Raw genomic sequence first — 549 nt, forward strand, 5'->3', positions numbered from 1 at the left:
TGTCCTGCCGATCTTGTAGTGGTTGATCGCTGACGATGTGTCGGTGGTGCGTCGTAGTGAACTGACCGATGAGGCGTGGGCGGTGATCGCGCCGCTGCTACCGGAGCCGGGCAGCGGTCGGGGGCGGTGGCGGGATCACCGGCAGGTCATCAATGGGATTTTGTGGAAGCTGCGCACGGGTGCGCCGTGGCGGGACCTGCCGGAACGGTATGGCCCGTGGAAGACCTGCCACGAGCGTCTGCGGCGCTGGACCGCCGACGGGACCTGGGATCGAATCCTCGCCGCGGCGCAGGTTCATGACGATGGCACACCGGTGCAGTGGAAGATCAGCGTCGACTCGTCGATCGTACGGGCGCACCAGCATGCTGCTGGCGCCCGCAAAAAAGGGGGCTCCCCGGCAAGTCTGGCGACGCCTGATGCGCAAGACGGTGAAGCCATCGGCCGGTCCTGCGGCGGACTGAGTACGAAGATCCACCTCGCGGTCGAGGGTCGTGGACGGCCGTTGTCGATCCTGCTCACCCCGGGCCAGGCCGGCGACAACCCCCAGTT

The 549-nt window shown here is 67.0% G+C and carries 1 protein-coding gene; it reads left to right on the plus strand.

Annotated elements, in window-relative coordinates; genetic code table 11:
• Positions 1-46: 46 nt before the first annotated feature.
• Positions 47-549: IS5 family transposase (locus DKT69_RS00035; RefSeq protein WP_109799575.1), on the plus strand; the 503-nt coding region annotated here is incomplete at its 3' end.

This window comes from Micromonospora sicca (assembly GCF_003172935.1).
GTDB classification, from domain to species: Bacteria; Actinomycetota; Actinomycetes; order Mycobacteriales; family Micromonosporaceae; genus Micromonospora; species Micromonospora sicca.